Source organism: Candidatus Anaeroferrophillus wilburensis (genome assembly GCA_016934315.1).
Lineage (GTDB): Bacteria > Desulfobacterota > Anaeroferrophillalia > Anaeroferrophillales > Anaeroferrophillaceae > Anaeroferrophillus > Anaeroferrophillus wilburensis.
The window spans coordinates 26,039-43,389 of sequence record JAFGSY010000042.1; the positions used below are offsets into that span (position 1 = coordinate 26,039).

At 54.9% G+C, this 17,351-nt stretch carries 9 protein-coding genes; 8 read left to right on the forward strand and 1 reads right to left on the reverse strand.

The features are described 5' to 3' along the window. Nucleotides 1-16: 16 nt before the first annotated feature. From JXO50_10895 to JXO50_10910, 4 genes are all read left to right on the forward strand, one after another. Nucleotides 17-1,882 (forward strand): acyl-CoA dehydrogenase, encoded by a 1,866-nt coding sequence (locus JXO50_10895; protein MBN2333596.1) that lies wholly within the window; start codon nt 17-19, stop codon nt 1,880-1,882. A gap of 34 nt (nt 1,883-1,916) precedes the next feature. Further along, nucleotides 1,917-4,334, forward strand: a complete 2,418-nt coding sequence (locus tag JXO50_10900) for an enoyl-CoA hydratase/isomerase family protein (GenBank protein ID MBN2333597.1) — start codon at nt 1,917-1,919, stop codon at nt 4,332-4,334. A 66-nt stretch (nt 4,335-4,400) separates the two neighbouring features. Then, a complete protein-coding gene (locus JXO50_10905; GenBank protein ID MBN2333598.1) occupies nt 4,401-5,588 on the forward strand; it encodes a thiolase family protein in 1,188 nt (395 codons plus the stop codon). Nucleotides 5,589-5,643: 55 nt separating this feature from the next. After that, on the forward strand, nt 5,644-7,434 hold the full coding sequence (locus JXO50_10910; GenBank protein MBN2333599.1) for an acyl-CoA dehydrogenase family protein: 1,791 nt from the start codon (nt 5,644-5,646) through the stop codon (nt 7,432-7,434). Nucleotides 7,435-7,529: 95 nt separating this feature from the next. On the opposite strand, the gene JXO50_10915 is transcribed toward JXO50_10910, so the two are convergent. Further along, nucleotides 7,530-11,414, reverse strand: coding sequence for a hypothetical protein (locus JXO50_10915; protein ID MBN2333600.1), 3,885 nt, complete (start codon nt 11,412-11,414; stop codon nt 7,530-7,532). A 575-nt stretch (nt 11,415-11,989) separates the two neighbouring features. On the opposite strand from JXO50_10915, the gene JXO50_10920 reads away from it, so the two are divergent. The 4 genes from JXO50_10920 (at nt 11,990) to JXO50_10935 (ending at nt 17,196) form a co-directional block, all read left to right on the forward strand. Then, nucleotides 11,990-12,568, forward strand: a complete 579-nt coding sequence (locus JXO50_10920) for a TetR family transcriptional regulator (protein ID MBN2333601.1) — start codon at nt 11,990-11,992, stop codon at nt 12,566-12,568. 136 nt (nt 12,569-12,704) lie between these two features. Further along, complete coding sequence (locus tag JXO50_10925) at nt 12,705-14,261, forward strand: acyl-CoA carboxylase subunit beta (GenBank protein MBN2333602.1); 1,557 nt, start codon at nt 12,705-12,707, stop codon at nt 14,259-14,261. 187 nt (nt 14,262-14,448) lie between these two features. Then, nucleotides 14,449-15,600 (forward strand): acyl-CoA dehydrogenase family protein, encoded by a 1,152-nt coding sequence (locus tag JXO50_10930; protein MBN2333603.1) that lies wholly within the window; start codon nt 14,449-14,451, stop codon nt 15,598-15,600. A gap of 36 nt (nt 15,601-15,636) precedes the next feature. Continuing rightward, nucleotides 15,637-17,196: a long-chain-fatty-acid--CoA ligase gene (locus JXO50_10935; protein MBN2333604.1), complete on the forward strand. Its 1,560-nt coding sequence runs from the start codon at nt 15,637-15,639 to the stop codon at nt 17,194-17,196. Nucleotides 17,197-17,351 lie beyond the last annotated feature (155 nt).

Here is a 17,351-nt window from a genome sequence, read left to right on the forward strand (position 1 = left end):
ATGAGGGAGGAAGACGATGGGTAACGGGCTGGTGAATACCAGGGATCAGAAATTTGTTCTCTATGAGCAGATCGGCATTGAGAGCCTGTTTGTTGCTGGGAGGTACGAGGATTACACGGTTGAAGATGTCAATTTGCTTTTGGGCGAAGCGGAAAAGATGGCAGTCAATGAGATTCAGCCCACCTATAGTCTCGGCGATCAGCAGGGATGTACGTTCACTGATGGCCAAGTGAGCGCGCCGCCCTGTTTTCATGAACCCTATAAGAAATTTTGCGAGGCCGGTTGGAACTGCGCCACCCGGGATCCGGATGTGGGCGGCCAAGGGATGCCGTTGACGGTTTTTTCAGCCTGTGCCGAGCTGTTCAATTCGGCAAATTTTGCCTTTGTCATGTATCCTGGTCTGACCTGGGGGGCAGCCGGACTGATTGAAAAGTACGGTACCGAGGAGCAGATGCGGAAATATATGGACAAAATGTATTCGGGCCAATGGGGTGGAACCATGTGCCTAACGGAAGCCGGTGCCGGCAGTGATGTCGGGGCTTTGAAAACCAGGGCCCGCCGCCTTGCCGATGGTACCTACCAGATAACCGGCAGCAAGTGCTTTATCTCCAGTGGTGACCATGATCTGACGGAAAATATCGTCCATGCAGTGCTGGCCCGGGTGGAAGGCGATCCCCCGGGAACGGACGGTATTTCCCTCTTTATTGTGCCGAAGGTAAAAGTTAATGACGATGGTTCCCTCGGGGCTGCCAATGATGTTATCACCGGCAACATTGAACATAAGTTGGGTATCAAGGGGTCGGCCACCTGTACCCTGAATTTTGGTGAAAATGAGTCGTGCATCGGCGAGCTGCTCGGGGAGCAGCGGACCGGCATGCGGATCATGTTCAATATGATGAATGAGGCCCGGCTGGAGGTTGGCATGCAGGGGCTGGGACATGCCACCGCGGCCTATGAGCAGTCCCTGCAGTATGCCCGTGACCGCATCCAGGGGCGGCCCATCTGGGATTTTGCCAATCCGGCAGCCCAGGGGGTGGCCATTATTGAACATCCGGATGTCAGACGGATGCTTTTGTGGATGAAGGCCTATGTGGAGGGTATACGGGCGATGAACTATTATGTTGCCTACTGTCTTGACCGGGCTGAAATTGCGGCAACCATTGAGCAGCAGGAATACTGGCAGGGGTTTGCCGAACTGCTGACCCCGGTATGCAAGGCCTTTTCTTCCGACAAGGCCATGGAGATCTGTTCCCTGGCCATTGATGTCTATGGCGGCTATGGCTATTGCAGTGAATATCCGGTGGAGCAGTATCTGCGCGATGCGAAGATCGCCTGTCTGTACGAGGGGACCAACGGCATCCAGGCCCTTGATCTGGTGGGTCGTAAATTGGCCCAGAATAAAGGTAAGAATATCCGTAACCTGCTGCAGGAAATTGGTAAAACGGCTGCCCAGGTGCAGCAGGTTGATGCATTGAGTACCTACGGCGGTCTGCTGGGCAAAGCCCTGCAGGCGGTGGGCGGCCTGACGGAAAGTTTTGCCGGTTGGGCCGAGGGTGCCGGGCTGATTGTTCCCATCCTCAATGCCCGGCCCTATCTCAATATTCTCGGTGATCTGGTAGTTGGCTGGCAGCTGCTGCAGGGTGCCGCGATTGCTGCCGGTAAACTGGAGGCGATTTACCGTGGGCAGGATGTTGCCGGCAATAAGGCCGGCCAGCGGGCTTTGGCCCGCACTGACAGTGAGGTTGCCTTTTACCAGGGAAAAATGGCTGCAGCCCGGTATTTTGCCGTCCATATCCTGCATTCAATCAAAAGCCGGTGCCAGAGCATTGCGATGCAGGAAAAAGTTGCGGTGGAGATGCTGGACAGTTCATTTGGCGGCTGAACAAAACGATACAGACAAAGAAGGGGGGAAGCGTATGTCATATGAAGTGAAAAAAGCTGCCGTTCTGGGAGCCGGGGTCATGGGGGCTGCCATTGCCGCCCACCTTGCCAATGCGGGGATCGAGTGCCTGCTGCTGGACATTATCCCGTTTGAGTTGAGCGAAGCTGACCAGCAGAAAGGGCTGACCAGAGAAGATTCCACCTGGCGCAACAGTTTTGCCGCCAAAGGGCTGGCTTCGGCAGTCAAAGCAAAGCCGGCCAGTTTCTACAGCAAAAAGAATGCCGCCTTGGTCACCATCGGTAATTTTGAGGATGATCTGGATGCATTGGCGGAGGTTGACTGGGTCATTGAGGTGGTGATTGAAAATCTACAGATCAAGCAGGAACTGCTGGCCAAAGTGGCGGCTCTGGTAGGTCCGACATGTGTCATTTCCACTAATACCTCGGGGTTGCCCATCAAGGATATTGCCGCCAATCTGCCGGCAACCATCAAAGAGCGCTTTTTGGGCATCCACTTTTTCAATCCGCCTCGTTACATGAAGTTGGTGGAGATCATCCCCGGCGAGTCGACCCGGCCCGAGATCGTCGAGGCGATGACTATCGTGTGTGAGGAGCGGCTGGGCAAAGGGGTGGTGATCTGCAAGGATGTGCCCAATTTCATTGCCAACCGGATCGGCGTCTTTGATATTGCCAACGCCATCCGGATTATGACTGAGCGCAATTTGTCGGTGCCGGAACTGGATGCCATCATTGGCAAGGGGGTCGGCCGACCCGGATCATCTATCTGCGGCACCATGGATCTGGTGGGCATCGATACCGGTTTCCATGTCATGAATAATCTTCATGAGGCAGTCAAGGATGATGAGATGCGGGACTTTTTCATCCCCCAGGATTTCATGATCAAGATGATGGAAAATAAATGGCTGGGAAACAAGACCCGCCAGGGGTTTTATAAAAAGACCAAGGATGAGCAGGGCAAGCGGGTCAAATTGGCGCTTGACTACCGGACCATGGAGTATGTGCCTTCCAGTCGGCCGAAATATTCCTCCCTGGAGGCGGCCAGGAAGGCGCCCGGCGGTTTTGGCGCCAAGCTGCGGCTGTTGTTTGCCGGTTCAGATGTGGCTGCCGAAGTAGTTCGGGAGTACCTGTGCCGCAACTTCATCTACGCTGCCAACCGGATTCCGGAAATCTGCGATACGGTGGCGGCGATTGATAACACAATGAAGTGGGGCTATAATCACAAAATGGGTCCTTTTGAGTTGTGGGATCTGCTCGGGGTAGAAGAGGTGGTCAAAGTAATGAAGGGCCTGAAGCTGAAAGTCCCGAAGAAAATCAGTGACATGCTCAAGCGTGGCCACACCACCTTTTATCGTCAGCAGGAGGATGGTCGTTACTGCTATGATTTTGCCACCCAGGAGTACATCAGGCTGACAGATAATCCCAAAATTATTCTGCTGCCAGCCCTTAAGGAGCGTCAACGGGTGGTGGCCAGCAATCCCGGTGCCAGTTTGATCGACCTTGGTGACGGGGTGGCCTGTCTGGAGTTTCATACCAAGATGAATGCCATTGATGGCGATGTGGGGGAGATGATCTACCAGAGTTGTGACATCGTCGAACGGGACTTCCTAGGATTGGTAGTGGCCAACCACGGGCAGAATTTTTCCGTCGGCGCCAATCTCTTCCAGGTGTTTGTTACCATTCAGAAAGGTGACTGGGATATCCTTGACAAGATGATCCATGATTTTCAGTATGCCAACATGCGGATGAAATTTGCCCGCAAGCCGGTGGTTGTTGCGCCAGCGGGCATGGCACTGGGGGGTGGTTGTGAAATTTCCATGCATGGTGCCCGCTGTCAGCCCTGTGGGGAAACCTACATGGGCTTGGTGGAAGTGGGGGTCGGGGTGATTCCCGCCGGCGGCGGCACCAAGGAGATGATGGTCCGCTGCACCGAGGGGATTCCCGATGGTACGGTGGCCAACGGCCTCAATTTGCAGACGTTGTACCAGAAGGCTTTTGAAAACATCGGTATGGCCAAGGTGGCCACCAGCGCGGTGGAGGCCATGGAATTGGGCTTTATCCGCAAAACAGATACCATCAGCATGAATCGTGATCTGCAGATCAACGATGCCAAAAATGTGGTTCTCGGCCTGTCCAAATTTTACCAGCCCCCGAAACCGGCGCTGGTTCCGGTGATGGGCGATAATTTCCGCGGCATGGTGGCGGCCATCCTCCATAACATGCGGGCCGGCAACTATATTTCCGACTATGATCAGCAGGTGGCCGGCAAACTCGCCCGGGTGCTTTCAGGCGGTGATTGCGCTGAGGGGACCTATGTTTCCGAAGCAGAGATCCTTGATCTGGAGCGGGAGGCTTTCCTGAGCCTGTGCGGCGAAGCAAAAACCCAGGACCGCATGATGTATATGCTGAAAAACGGCAAGCCGTTGCGCAACTAAACCATAGGAAGCGGCGTCAGGTGCGATGTGCCGTTGCTGCGTTCAATTTGACGAGGGAGGATTATAATGGGTGAAGCTGTTATTGTTGCCGCGGTGAGAAGTCCCGGCGGTCGGTATAAAAAAGGGGGCCTGGCCCAGACCAGGAGTGATGAAATTGCCATCCAGGTGGTAAAGGGGCTGTTGGCACGGGTGCCGGAGCTGCAACCGGCGGAGGTTGACGACCTGATCTGCGGTTGTGCCTTCCCGGAAGCGGAACAGGGGATGAACCTGGGGCGGGTTGTCAGCCTGGGAGCCGGATTGCCGGTGGAAACCTGTGGTATGACGGTGAACCGCTTCTGCTCTTCGGGGCTGCAGGCCATTGCCGATGCGACGGCCAAAATCCAGGCCGGCTGGTCGGAGGTGATCATTGCCGGCGGGGCCGAAACCATGAGCCATATCCCCATGGGCGGCAGCATCTTTCGTCCCCATCCCGACTGGGGAACCCTGCCGAACACCTACGTGTCCATGGGAATTACCGCGGAAAATGTTGCTGAGCAGTTTCAGATTTCTCGGGAGGACCAGGATCGGATGGGGATGGAAAGCAACCGTCGGGCTTATGAGGCCATTCAAACCGGCAAATTTGCCGATGAACTGGTGCCCATAAGCGCCTGGAAGTATACCGCTGACAGCCATGGCCGTCGGGTTCGTGAGGAGGTGGTTTTTGCCATGGATGACGGTGTCCGTTGGCCGACCACCATGGAGAAGATGGCATCGCTGAAGTCGCCTTTCAAGGACGGCGGCTCAGTCACTGCTGCCAATTCCTCCCAGATGACCGATGGGGCTGCTTTTCTGCTGCTCATGAGTGCCGACAAGGCCAAGGCCCTGGGCCTCAAGCCGCTGGCGCGGTTGACCAACTATGCCGTTGCCGGAGTTGATCCCGATATCATGGGGGTGGGGCCGGCGTATGCCATTCCCAAGGTGCTGCAGCAGGCCGGTCTCAAGACTAAGGATATTGATCTGTTTGAGATCAATGAGGCCTTTGCTTCCCAATGTCTCTATTCGTTGCGCCAGGCCGGCCTGGAAAAGCGCTATTGGGCTGGTGATATCAATCCCAATGGCGGTGCTATTGCCCTTGGCCATCCCTTGGGGTGCACCGGTGCCAAACTATCGACCCAGCTTTTCTACGAGATGAAACGGCGGCAGGTGAAACGGGGTATCGTTTCCATGTGTATCGGCGGCGGTATGGGTGCCGCCGGCATTTTTGAACTGCTCTAGCAGGCGGCCATAGTGAACATCCATTGTAACTATAGACTGAGTTAATGGCAGGACTATGAATAATTGCAAACAAATCCCCGGGGGCGGGTTTCTCATTACTGAAACCTCCCCGGAACACACGTTCATCCCGGAAGATTTCAGCGAGGAACAACGGCTGATTGCCAAAACCACTGAGGATTTTGTTCGTGGTGAGATTCTGCCACGCATTGATGAGATAGAGGTTCAGCAGGAGGGGGTGGCGGAAGACCTTATGCGGCAGGCCGGGGAGCTGGGTTTGCTGATGGCTGATATTCCGGAAGCCTATCAGGGGCTGGGGCTTGATAAAGCCAGTTCGGCACTGATTACGGAAAAGATGGGCATGGCCGGTTCTTTTTCCGTTACGCATGCCGCCCATGTGGGAATTTCCACCCTTCCCTTTGTTTTTTATGGCACCGAGGAGCAGAAACGAAAATACCTTCCGGGTTTGGGTCGGGGTGATATTGGTTCATATTGCCTTACGGAACCGGGTTCCGGTTCCGATGCCCTGGCGGCTAAAACCACAGCCTCCCTCAGCAATGATGGGACCTGCTACCTGCTGAATGGTAGCAAACAGTTTATTACCAACGCACGGTGGGCAAAGACCTTTGTGGTCTTTGCCAAGATTAATGGTCAGGATTTCAGTGCTTTTATTGTTGAAAGGGGGATGCCCGGGGTCAGTATCGGCCTTGAGGAGAAAAAACTGGGAATTAAAGGTTCTTCAACTGCCAGCCTGATTCTGGAAAATGTCGAAGTTCCGGCGGCAAACCTGCTCGGTGAGGTTGGCAAAGGGCATCTGATCGCTTTCAATATCCTTAATATTGGCCGCTACAAGCTGGGGGCTGGATGTCTGGGGGCGGCAAAGCTGGCGCTTGAGGATGCGGTCAGATATGCCGGCGAGCGGTATCAGTTTAAAAAATCTTTAAACCAATTCGGTTTGATCCGTAAAAAAATTGCCCAGATGGCAACCGAAATTTTTGTTGCCGAGAGTGCCACCTACCGTTTGGTGGGGATGATTGATGATATTCTTGCCGGGAATGCTGATGACCATCCCTCGGCGGAGCAGGTTCTTGAGGGAATCGAGGAATATGCCATTGAATGTTCCATTGTCAAAATTCTGGCCAGTGAGATGCTTGATTTTGTCGTCGATGAAGGACTCCAGATTCATGGTGGCTATGGCTATTGTCAGGAATATCCTGCCGAACGGCTTTACCGTGATTCCCGGATCAACCGGATTTTTGAAGGCACCAATGAGATCAACCGCATATTGATTCCCGGCATGCTGGTTCGTCGGGGTCTTAAAGGCCAGCTGCCGCTAATGAAAAAACTGGCAGATCTGCAGGAAGAGGTGAAAAGTGGCCGGGCTGGGCAGTGCGGGGATCCAGCAGAGGGATTCCTGGAGGTTGAAACCAGGATGGTCAGGAATGCCAAGAAGGCAACATTAATGGTTGCTGGTCTGGTGATCAAGAAACATCTGCAGGATATCAATGAACAGCAGGAACTGCTGGGCCTGATCGCTGAAATGATTATCGAAGTCTTTGCCCTGGAAAGTGCCTTGCTGCGGGTTGGTAAATTGATGGTGACCATGGACGACAGTCGGGAAGATGACTTTGCCCTTCTGGCTACCAGAAACTATCTCTATGCTGCGTTTTCCCGGCTGGCTGCCCATGGCGAAGAGCTCCTGGCTGCGGTGCTTGAGGGTGAACAACTGGTTGAGATGCTGAGGGTGTTGAAGCGCTATCTCGATTATCTGCCGCAGAATACCGTGATTATGCGTGATAAACTTGCTGCTGCGGTGATAGAACACAAAGGGTATCCCCGCACATATTGATGAACATGGTCAAGGATTTACTTTCTCCTTTACCGACGACGGCCTATGGATTCCCATAGGCCGTCGTCGGTTGTATAGTTGTTGTTCACCCTTTTCTAATTGGCAGGAATGACCACTGTTGTCTGAATGGTTTCCACCAGAGCTCCTGCCAGGTAGATGCGAACCGAGGTCTGATAGGTATAGTTGCCGGCCAGCAGATATTTGTCACGGAGTCGGTAGTTGTGAGTGTGACTGTAGTTGCTGTCACTGCTGTAGACCTGTTCCCGCAATCCGTCACCATAGTAAAAGTAGAGGCTGTCATGGGTCGGCATATTGCTCAATGAAAGAATTACTGACGGGCTTCCCGGTGTCACAGTTGCCGTAATGCCGGTCTCAGCGCCGGGAGGAACAACGCTGACTTTTTGACTGTTCTGAACCACCTTGCCTTCTTCGTCCACAACGGTCAGCATCACCGTCCAGAGTCCGGTTTTGCCAAAGGTTTTTTCAACGGTTTGTCCTGCAAGCTGTTCGCTGGCGTCATTCACCGTCCAGCCATAACTGAAGGGGCCGCCGACACCGGCATCAGCGGCGATCATGGTGACCGTCGAGCCGACCACGACGTCAATGATTGTTCCGTCAGCCGTTTTGCCATCAATGGAAAGGATGTCGGCAATCGGATCCACGCCTATCCCTTGGGAAGCAGCGGTAATGGTGTTCAGATACGTGACTTTTGCGGGGTCGTAACCAAGGAACTCGCTGCGGGTTGGTGTTCTGGTCTGGTTCCCCGAGCTGAAGTCTATTAGTGCCGCTGTTCCCTGGCGGTCCCACCATAAGGCATCAGCGCGCACATCACCCGCATCATTCCAGGTTATGGTTATGGGTTCCTCGCTGCCATCACTTGTTTGGCGGCCGCTCCCCAGCAGATCATAAGCGCCGTTGAAAATGCCGTTGCTGCCGTTATGGCAATCGGTGCAGCCATACTGCACGATGATGCCTTCTGGATCACGCACCGGGGTGCCCAGAGCGTACACGTCGCCGCCGGATATGCCCCGGGGAGTGGTGGGCATGACATTGTGGGTGAGCAGAAAAGGCTGTGATTTAAGGCTTAGCCGGGGAAGATAGCCGCTGTCGACAGCGGTCATTTTTGTCTGGAAGGCATCGATCTCTGCCGCCTGGGTAAACATGACGCTGCCCGCCTGGGTGGTCATTGCCCATTCCTGAAGCTCATCGAAATTGACCATGCCATCCAGACCGCTGCTGATGGGATCGTTGTAATCGTTTACCTCCTGGTAGAGAAACTGATCCTTTATTGTTCTGAGAAAGAAAGGATCCCCGGTAACCGTGGAGCCATTATTGTCGCTGCCGTTGCTGAAACCGTCGCCATTGGCATCAGTAGTGCCGATATTGTCCCAGTAGATGGCGGTCAGGTAGTTGAACGGGTAGATCTTGCGCCGCCACTCAGGATTGGGAACGCCGGCAATAACTTTATTGCGGGTGTTTTCCCTCCAGGTATAGGCTAACGCAATCTCTTCCCCGGCCGGCGGCAGGTCAGGAGGATTGCCCGTCAGGTTGTAAAACCGGCCGCCGGTGCTGTAATCGACGGAACGGGCGGCAGTATAGCGTTTCTGTACATGACAGGCGGTGCAGGAGATGATGTCCAGGTGATTGCCGAGAAACTCCTCTTCTGTGCCCGAGGCGTCGACAATCCGCCGGGCAGTGGGTACAATGGGCGCCAACAGGCCGGCTATATGGTGTTTCCCCTGCATTTCCGGCGGGCCATAGTGCTCTATATCAGCGATATGATCACCATCCAGATCACCGTAATAGAGATGGCAGTCTTCACAGGTCTTTACCGTCTCATCGTGTTCGGCAGGAAACTTCAGGGGGTCGAGTCCCTTGCCGGGGCTGTGCTGATTCACCGCAGTGAACTTGCCGGTTTCCGAGTGACAGCCGCCGCACTGCAGCACCTTGTGCACTTCGTCGCCATGCCAGCTGTCACCCCGTTTCAGGTAGTCGTTGCGGTAGACCGCGGCGTGCTGGTTTGCTGAAATTAGCGGGTCCGGGTTCTGGGGATCACTGCTGGCAACGGCGGTTGCCGCCAGGAAACCGTCCTGCCAGGCGTCGCCATTCAGGACTTCATTTTCAAATTCCAGGCTTTCGGGCATATGGCAGGCCAGGCAGTTAGCCGAATCCGGTATTCTTTTGATATTGCGGGAAAAATTGCTGTTGAGGTACAGTTTGTTCTCCGGATCCCGGGAGACATAATAGCTTTGATAATCAAAAACATCAGGGGTTTCCGGGTCGGGAGTAGCCACCCCGGTGCCAACGGTGGCGGCATTTTTAAACGTGCCGTCGGTAATCTGCGCATTGCGGGCCAGATGTTTGTAGCCAGCCAGGTGGCACATGAGACAGTCAACATCCAGTATCCCTGACTCTTCATGCCATTGTGCCTGGACGACCATGCCTTCCTTTACCTGAAAATCCCAGGCATTCAACGGTACCAAATCATGATTGCCATTGGTGGCATCGGTGGCCAGCGCAGCAGCCCGCGCACTGTTGTCGTGTTCATAATGGGGTTCGGGTACCGTATAACCGTAAGGGTTGAGGTCGCCGATACCGCCGCCCACATGACAGATGCTGCACTGCTGGACAAATTCAAAGGCGCTTAAATCAACTTTGGCGAGGAATTCGTTTTCATCGGTAAAAACAGTGTTCATGTCTGCCAGCTGGCGCTGATAGGTTGGACACCAGTTGCCGAACATCCCCGGTCCGGAAATCCAGGGGCGGCTGGGATCCCACGTGCCCCGGGGGATGGGATCGCCCTGGGCATCCAGCAGTTCCAGCATCCGCAGACCAGAATGGAAGTTGCCCCAATGGTTGTCAGCCACCTGGCGGTGGCAGGCGCCGCAGGTTTCACTGGGCCTGAACGGCGGCAGGTTGTCATAGACGCCGTCGGCCGGATCGTCGGACGAGGTCATAGTGACCGGTAGGCCATCTTGTCGGGTCATCAGGAATATCTGGTTGTGGGCAGTGGAATGGTCGACATCACCATGGCAGGCATAGCAGTCAATATCAGTCCCTGCAGGACCGGAACCCGTTGCAATGGCATCAAGAACAACCGGTTCGGTGCTGTTGTGACAAACAGCGCAGGTAAGGTCATGGTTGGTGATATGTTCGGTGACCACGTTGTCAGCATGGCACGAGAGACAGTCCGGACTGTAGATAACGGCATGGTTATGGTCGGCAAGATGATTGGTTGCCCCGTGGCAGGCACTGCAGTCAACATCGACCCCCTCAGGACCTGAGCCTGTTGCGATGGCATCAAGCACCGCCGGTTCGGCACTGTCATGGCAGGAAGTACAGGTTAAGTCATTGTTGGTGACATGTTCGGTGACCACGTTGTCGGCATGGCATTCAAGACAGCTGAGATCACTGATTACTGCATGATCGTGGGCGGCTGAATGGTCTGCAGATCCACCAAGATGGCAGTCGCTGCAGATTACCTCCGTTCCGGACAGCCCCAGATCAACAACAGTCCTTACCGTAGGGTCCGTTCCTGACTGGTCTGTGCTGCTGTGGCAGGTAGAGCAGCTGAGCTTGACCGTCAGGTCATCCTCATCCCGGTCAATATGGGCTGCCCTGATATCACTTCCATGGCAGGCTGTGCAGTCGGGAGGTACCTGTGCATGGTCATGCTCACCCGAGTGGAGATGGATTTCCCGTGCTTCGGTTTCATGGCAATAGGCACAGTAAGCTTTGCCACCGTTGTTCAGGGCATAGTTGACTGTTGCAATGATATCGGGGTCGGTGGGATTGAAGTGACACTCAAGACAGTCGACATTCTGTGTCTGGTGTTCGCCATGGACGGTCGGCTGATGACAGACAAGGCAGTCTTCAGGAGTAGATAGGCCACCATTGCCGGCGTTGGCTGCCAAGGGCAGGAGAAGGAGTAGTGAAACAGTGAAGCACAGAAAAATAACGGGTTTCAGGGCCTTGGTCATTTCTTCCTCCTGCTGGTGGGCTCAGGGAATGCTTACTCTCAGAACATGATCCACGCTGCTGTCAAAGTCTTGTCTCTTGTGGCTGGCATCGTTGGTGAGGACGGTGATATGTAGGGGTTGCTGGAACCATTGGTATGGGGCATTGCCGTTCCATCCGGGGCAAAAGGCAGATAATGGTTTGTGCTGCTGTTCCCCCAACATATTCACCGGTACATGGAATGGATCGTAGAGGGGGATAAGGTCAAGAGTTAGCGGATGGTTACTGATTCTTAAAGGGCTAGCAATTACCATACCGTTTTCTGGGTATATTTGAGTTTGCTTTTCTCTGGTCAGTGCTGACTATCTTTTTCCGTAGGCTGCCGAAAATAAAGGACTTTGTGACAATAAGAGTGATTTGCCGCAGGTTTGTAGGTGGGTGAGGTAAGTGTTCGTTGGTCATTTAGCCCATTTTGCTTGGGGCATATGCCCACCGTGAAGAAATAGTAAGTCAGGGACAGGCATTTTTTATTGACATCGGGATACTCTCAATGCTAAAGACGTGGGTATTAACCTAACGATCGTTCGGTAGTTTGTCTATGAAAAAAACCGCCTCCAGCAGACGCCAGCTGCTTTTTGATACGGCAGCTTCCCTTTTTGCCCGCCAGGGCTATCATGGAACCTCTATTCGGGATATCGCCCAGGTTTTGGGGATCCAGAAAAGCTCCCTCTACCACTATGTCGCCAGCAAGGAGGAACTGCTCTTTCTGCTCCTTGATGACTATGTCACCGTCGCCCTCGAGGAGATCGAGAAGCTGTGTGCCGAGGAACGTGCGCCGGCGGAAAAATTATCCCGGTTTATGCGTTTTTATACCGGCTTTTATGCCGGCGACCAGGAGCGACTGATCTTGCTGATCAATGAGCTGGACTGTCTGAGCGGCGATTACCGTGATATCCTGATTGGCAAGGAGCGGCGCTATGTCAAGGCGCTCACCGGTATATTTTCTCAACTTCAGGAACAGGGTGTTATGAAGCCCATCCCTCAGTCGGTGGCCGCCTTTGCTTTCTTCGGCATGGTCCACTATACCTGCAAGTGGTTTCATCATGATGGCGAAATTTCAGCTGAGAAGCTGGGTGAGCTGTTTCTGGAGATCTTTACCCGGGGAGTGTTTACCTGAAGATAAAATATATGCAGACAAAGGCCGATAGAACCCTGGAAGTGTGTAGGGATCTCATGGTTGGTCCATATGCGTCTGTAGGAAAAGATTATGCATGTGCATGAGTCGTTGATCGTGCCGGCTGGAAAGGAATGTGATGAAAGAACGAATTGGAAAGCTGCGGCAGGTTAAAGCCAAGGCCGTCCTCGGCGGCGGTCAGGAGAAGGTTGACCGGCAGCATGAGAAGGGGAAGCTGACGGCCAGGGAGCGTATTGAACACCTTCTTGACCCGGGCAGTTTCAATGAATTCAACCTACTGATCAAGCACAAGATTGGTGCTCCCGGCGATGGCATTGTCACCGGCCACGGCACCATCGACGGCCGAGTGGTCTGTGCGTATGCCCAGGATGTGACGGTGCTGGGGGGCTCTCAGGGCTATATGCACGGCCGTAAACTCTACAAGATCCATGAACTGGCCATGGAGATGGGGGTGCCGATCATTGCCCTCAATGACTCCCCCGGGGCCCGGGTGCTGCGACCTGAGCTGAGTGGTAGTGACGATCCCTACCGGGTGAGCGATGAAAAGCATGCTGGGGTGGTTTTTTACGCCAATGCCTTAAGTTCCGGCGTCGTTCCCCAGATTGCCGCCATTCTCGGCAACTGCACCGGCGGCTCCGTCTATTCTCCGGCCCTGATGGATTTTATCTTCATGATTGACCAGCAGTCCCACATGTTCATCACCGGCCCCCGGGTGATCAAATCGGTTATGGGCGAGGAGGTGACCATGGGCGAACTGGGCGGTGCCCAGATCCATTGCCAAAAAACCGGGGTGGCCGATTTCCGGGTCAAGAGTGAAATGGATTGTTTTCGGGAGATCAGGCGGCTTTTGGGCTTCCTGCCGGACAACTGGCGGCAGGCCCCTGAACGGTGGGCTGCCGGTGATGATCCGGACCGGTATGCCGATGATCTCGGCGAGTTGGTGCCGGCAAAGGCCACCAAAGCCTATGATATGCGGCAGGTGATCCGTCAGGTGGTAGATGACGGTGATTTTCTCGAGGTGAAACAGGAGTATGCCGGCGAAATCATCACCGGTTTCTGCCGTCTGGATGGCTATGCGGTGGGTATGGTTGCCAATCAGCCGCTGGTGAAAGCCGGCTGCATGACCACCGACAGCTCCCGCAAGCAGGCCCGCTTCATCCGTTTTTGCGATGCTTTCAACATTCCTCTGGTCCTGCTGGTGGATACACCTGGCTATCTTCCCGGCCGGGATCAGGAGTATGCCGGCATTATCAGCCACGGCGCCAAGGTCCTCTACGCCCTTTCCGAAGCCACCGTCCCCAGAATGGCGGTTCTCCTGCGCAAGGTCTACGGTGGGGCGGCTCTGGGCATGGGGATTCTGCCGGGGTTCGGCACTGACCTCATCTATGCCTGGCCAACGGCGGAGATTGGCGCCATGGGGGCGGAACAGGCGGTTGAACTGTTCTACGGCAAAGAGATCGGTGCCGCTGATAACCCCGAGGCCTTCAGGCAGGAGAAGGTGACGCAGTATCGGGAGCACTACGCCGATCCCCTGGCTCTGGCTTCCGATGTCACCTATGTCCAGGATATTATCGAGCCCCGGGAAACCCGGCGCTGCCTGATCAGGTCTTTGCGCCTGCTGCGCAACAAGACGCGCCGGCAGCCGTCCCGGAGACACGGGAATATGCCCCTGTAGTTATGCGGTGTTACGCTGTTCGGGGATTGATTTACGCTCATTCTCGCCGGCCGTCCATGGCCGGCTCTGAGGCGTCCGCCGCGAATCACCATCCGGGTGATTCGCTTGGCGGCCAAAACCGCTTTAAATCAACCCCCGAACAGCGTGATCCATGATGATCACATGCCATTGAGGGAAAGGAAATCAGATGAACTTTGAGCTGAGTGAAGAACAAATCATGCTGCGGGAGATGACCCGCAAATTCGCTGAGCAGGAGATGCTGCCTTCCCTGCGGGACTATGAAGAGAAGCAGGAGGTGAACCGGGAACTTATCGGCAAACTAGCCGATCTTGGGCTGTTGGGTGCCCATCTGCCCAAAGAGTATGGCGGCGGCGGGATTGACTACCTCTCCTGTGCCATCATCTGGGAGGAGCTGAGCCGGGTGAGCTGGACCATGGCCCTGGGTTCGGTGGGCCACGCGGTGCTCAGCGGCACCATTATCATGCACGCGGCCAGCGATGAACAAAAAGAAAAGTACCTGCCGCCTCTGTGCCGGGGGAAGCTGCTTTTTGCCACCGCCACCGTTGAACCCAATGCCGGCAGCGATGCCACCGCCATTGAAGCCAGCGCCAAGCTCAATGGTGACCACTGGGTACTGAACGGCACCAAGAATTTTGTCACCGGCGGCCGGCTTGCCGACGTGATCCTGGTGCTGGCCCAGACCGACAAGTCATTGGGTACCAAGGGGATGGTGCTGCTGGCGGTGGAGAAGGAGACCGCGGGACTATCCTATGAGCATGTGGAGCTGGTGGGCGGCCGGACCAGCGATATCGCCAACCTGGCTTTTGCTGATTGCCGGGTGCCGGCCGGCAACCTCATCGGCAAGGTCGGCCGCGGTTTGCATGGGGCGTTCCACGGCATTGATACCGCCCGGGTGTTTATCACTGCCGGAGCGCTGGGCATGGCCCAAAGCTGCCTGAATTCCTCGATCAAATACGCCCGGGAGCGGCTCCAGTTCGGCAAGCCCATCGCCAGTTTCCAGCTGGTCCAGGAAACCATCGCCCGGCTGGCGGCTGAGATTGAGACCATTCGCTGGCAGCTCTACTATGCCGCCCAGCTCAAAGATGCCGGCAAGTCCCACGGCAAGGAGTTGTCGGCGGCCAAGTGGCTGGCTTCCGAACTGGCGGTCCGGGCGGCGTCGGAGGCCATCCGGCTGCACGGGGCCTATGGCTGCAGCGTCGAGTATCCTCTGGAGCACCATTACCGGGACGCGGTGCTGGCCACCATCCTCGGGGGCACCTCGGAGATGCATAAACTGATGATCGGTCGGGAGCTGCTGGGCATCAATGCCATGAGCTGAAAAAATCATTTTACCAAATACCAGGAGATGCTGATTATGAAGACCATCTGTACCCTGCAGAACATGCTGCGGCGCAATGTGGAGCTGAATCCGGAGAAGATCGCCCTGATTGAAGGAAAGCGTTCCTATACGTTCAGGGAGTTTGCCGATCGCAGCCAGAGGATGGGCAATGCCCTGCTGAATCTGGGTTTGGCAAAGGGTGACCGGGTTGCCATCCTGAGCAAAAACAGCATCGAGAATGCCGAGTCCTATTTCAGCATCCCCAATGCCGGTCTGGTGCTGGTGATGCTCAACTTCCGCCTGGCGCCCCGGGAGATTCTTGATATCCTTGCTGATGCCGAGCCGCGGGTCCTGCTGGTGAACGAGGAATATGTAGGTGTTGTTGACCAGTTGCGGGCTAGCTTGTCCTTCGTGGAGCAGTTTGTTTTCATTGGTGATCGGGCAAAAACTCCGGCCGGCTGGCATCACTACGAAGAGATGATTGCTGCCGCCAAAACAGGCTGGCCGTCAGCGGCGGTGACTGAAGATGACCTGGCAGCCCTCATGTATACCAGCGGTACCACCGGGGCGCCCAAGGGATGCATGGCCATCCACCGCAACTTCTATCATGTTGGTCGCAGCCTGACGCTGGCGTTGAAGATGGATGCCGATGACTGCGGCATCATCGCCTCCCCCCTTTTTCACGCCACCGGCGAAGTGACCCTGATGAACCATGTCTACAGCGGCACCACCTCGGTGATCATGCCTCTGTGGGATGTGGATCTTTTTCTCCGGCTGGTGGAACAGTACAAGATTACCACCGGGATGCTGGCCACCCCGATGCTCATGTTTCTGGTGGATTTTCCCCATTCCGAACGCTACGACCATAGCAGCCTGAAAAAAATCTACTTTGCCGGGGCGCCGGTAACCCCGGTGGTGTTCCAGAAAGCCATCGAACGGTTCGGCAATGTCTTTATTCATCTCTTTGGCACCAGCGAAACCATCGGCCAGACCACCATCCTGTCCACCGATGATGTGGCCCGGGCCTTGGCGTCAGGGAAAACCGAAATTCTTGCTTCCTGCGGCAAATCGTTTGCCGATATGGAAAGCGTCGTGGTTGATGAGGACGACCGGCCGGTGCCGCCGGGGGTGGTGGGCGAGATCAAGGTTCGGGGACTGGGTACCACTCTGGGCTACTGGCGCAAGGAGGAGGCGACAAAGGCCGTTTTCCGCAACGGCTGGTACTATCCTCTGGATCTGTGCACCGTCGATGACCAGGGGTACATCTACATCGTCGACCGGAAAAAGGATATGATCATCACCGGCGGCGAGAACGTCTATCCAGCCGAGGTGGAAAATGTCCTCTACCGGCATCCGGGCGTCAGCCAGTCAGCGGTGATCGGTCTGCCGGACGCCAAATGGGGCGAGGCGGTAACCGCCATCATCCTGCCGAAAGAGGGTAAAAAGTTGTCCACCGACGAGATCATCTCCTTCTGCAAAGGGGAGATTGCCGGCTACAAGGCACCGAAAAAAATCATTTTTGTCACCGACATGCCCCGCAGCGCCAGCGGCAAGATTCTTAAATACAAGCTGCGGGAAGAATTTGCAGTGCAATGATTTTCCAGTAATGGAAAATCTTTAGCGTAATTAGGTAAAAATTTTCTCTTTTTTACTGAATATATTGTATTACGTTTTCTGTTGTGGAAGGTTGTTCTATAACATCTTGAAATAACAAGAACTATAAAATAATTTTTTATTTTATATCTCTGGTC

Coding starts and splice junctions, on each gene's coding strand:
- JXO50_10910 (MBN2333599.1), top strand. CDS start 5,644: ATGAATAATTGCAAACAAATCCCCGGGGGCGGGTTTCTCATTACTGAA.
- JXO50_10895 (MBN2333596.1), top strand. CDS start 17: ATGGGTAACGGGCTGGTGAATACCAGGGATCAGAAATTTGTTCTCTAT.
- JXO50_10900 (MBN2333597.1), top strand. CDS start 1,917: ATGTCATATGAAGTGAAAAAAGCTGCCGTTCTGGGAGCCGGGGTCATG.
- JXO50_10930 (MBN2333603.1), top strand. CDS start 14,449: ATGAACTTTGAGCTGAGTGAAGAACAAATCATGCTGCGGGAGATGACC.
- JXO50_10920 (MBN2333601.1), top strand. CDS start 11,990: ATGAAAAAAACCGCCTCCAGCAGACGCCAGCTGCTTTTTGATACGGCA.
- JXO50_10935 (MBN2333604.1), top strand. CDS start 15,637: ATGAAGACCATCTGTACCCTGCAGAACATGCTGCGGCGCAATGTGGAG.
- JXO50_10915 (MBN2333600.1), bottom strand. CDS start 11,414: ATGACCAAGGCCCTGAAACCCGTTATTTTTCTGTGCTTCACTGTTTCA.
- JXO50_10925 (MBN2333602.1), top strand. CDS start 12,705: ATGAAAGAACGAATTGGAAAGCTGCGGCAGGTTAAAGCCAAGGCCGTC.
- JXO50_10905 (MBN2333598.1), top strand. CDS start 4,401: ATGGGTGAAGCTGTTATTGTTGCCGCGGTGAGAAGTCCCGGCGGTCGG.